Annotated in this window: 3 protein-coding genes; 2 read left to right on the top strand and 1 reads right to left on the bottom strand. The window is 64.9% G+C overall.

What is annotated here, in order from left to right:
* Together otsB and FJ980_RS32085 are read left to right on the top strand one after the other, a co-directional pair.
* Positions 1–625: trehalose-phosphatase (gene otsB / locus FJ980_RS32090; RefSeq protein WP_140547501.1), on the top strand; the 625-nt coding region annotated here is incomplete at its 5' end.
* 52 nt (positions 626–677) lie between these two features.
* On the top strand, positions 678–890 hold the full coding sequence (locus FJ980_RS32085; RefSeq protein ID WP_140498769.1) for a hypothetical protein: 213 nt from the start codon (positions 678–680) through the stop codon (positions 888–890).
* Between the two features lie 9 nt (positions 891–899).
* Here FJ980_RS32085 and FJ980_RS32080 read toward each other — a convergent pair.
* Positions 900–1341, bottom strand: a 442-nt coding sequence (locus FJ980_RS32080; RefSeq protein ID WP_140547500.1) for a DNA-processing protein DprA, incomplete at its 5' end; no start/stop codon positions are given.

Here is a 1341-nt window from a genome sequence, read left to right as displayed (position 1 = left end):
CATTACAGGAAGATCCGTTTCCGCCGTCGACCGGCTCTTCCAGCCGCTGCGCCTACCGGCTGCGGGTCTATACGGCCTGGAGCACCGGCTTGTCCGTGACGGGCCTGTCGAGGCGGCCGACGAGCCCGCCGACATTGCCGCGCTTGCCGAGGAAATCGAGGCGGAACTGGACAATGTGGACGTCTATATCGAGCGCAAGGGCCCGATCCTGGCCATTCATACGCGTGCGGCGCCGCAGTTGCTGCAACGGGCGACGCAACTGGTCGAACAGGCCCTGGAGCGGCTTCCGCGAGGATATCGGGTTCTTGCCGGCAATGCCGGGGTGGAACTGATGCCGCTCGAGGCGGCCAAGGGAGCGGCAATCAGGCGTTTCTGCGAGTTGCCGGCTTTCCGGGGGCGGATTCCCGTATTCCTCGGAGACGACACGTCGGATGAGAACGGCTTCGAAGCCGTCAATGAAATGGATGGCATTTCGGTCCGCATCAAACCGCAAGGGAAAACCGTGGCGCGCCACGCGCTGGCCGATGTCGGCGAGACCCTGGCCTGGCTTGAATCCCTATGTCACGACCAATCGGGCACTGGCCGGTTTGAGGAGGCGGTCCAGCCCACTGTCCGGCAGAGTTGAGGCCGCAAAACGCATTTTGCGCCTTTGAAGAACGGGTTTCAGGAGTTGATCAATGATCCAATTCACCAGCCTCATCCACGAGATCATGCCTGCGTGGCTCCGGCGGCGTTCGCGCCGGCGCATGCAGGACACCGAGACAACTTTCGATCCCTCGCGTCCTGAAGACGCCGATGCCGTCTGGCGAAAGGCTGTCGAGAGGGACCTGTTCGGCGCAAACACGCCCGACTATACCGAGACCGAACAGAAGAAACGCGATCACCACTGACGGAGGCTGTCAGCCTTCCGCGAAGACCAGCGAGACATTGCCGCCGGCATGCCGTTCGAGCCGGCCGGCGAGGTCGAGCTCCAGGAGCACCATGAACACCTGCGCCGGATGCAGGCCGGTGTGGCGGATGATCTCGTCGATCGCCACCGGCGTCGGGCCGAGCGCTTCGGTCACCCTGGCGCGGTCGTTTTCGCCGGGTGGCGGCGTGGCCGAGAAATCGGGGGGATCTTCAAAGGGCGGCAGTTCGGGGGCCCGCAAACCGGTCAGCGGCGCGATTGCCCTGTGAATGTCGGCGGCTTCGGTGACCAAGGTGGCACCGTCCTTGAGCAGGCCATTGGTGCCGGCGGCGCGTGGATCAAGCGGCGAGCCGGGTACGGCGAAGACCAGCCGGCCCATTTCGCCTGCGAGCCTGGCGCTGATCAGGGATCCGGAACGCTGCGCCGCCTCGACC

Source organism: Mesorhizobium sp. B1-1-5 (assembly GCF_006443065.1).
In the GTDB taxonomy this organism is placed as follows: Bacteria; Pseudomonadota; Alphaproteobacteria; order Rhizobiales; family Rhizobiaceae; genus Mesorhizobium.
The sequence above is the reverse complement of the archived record's forward strand: the minus strand, read 5'-3'. Positions and strand labels throughout refer to the sequence as shown.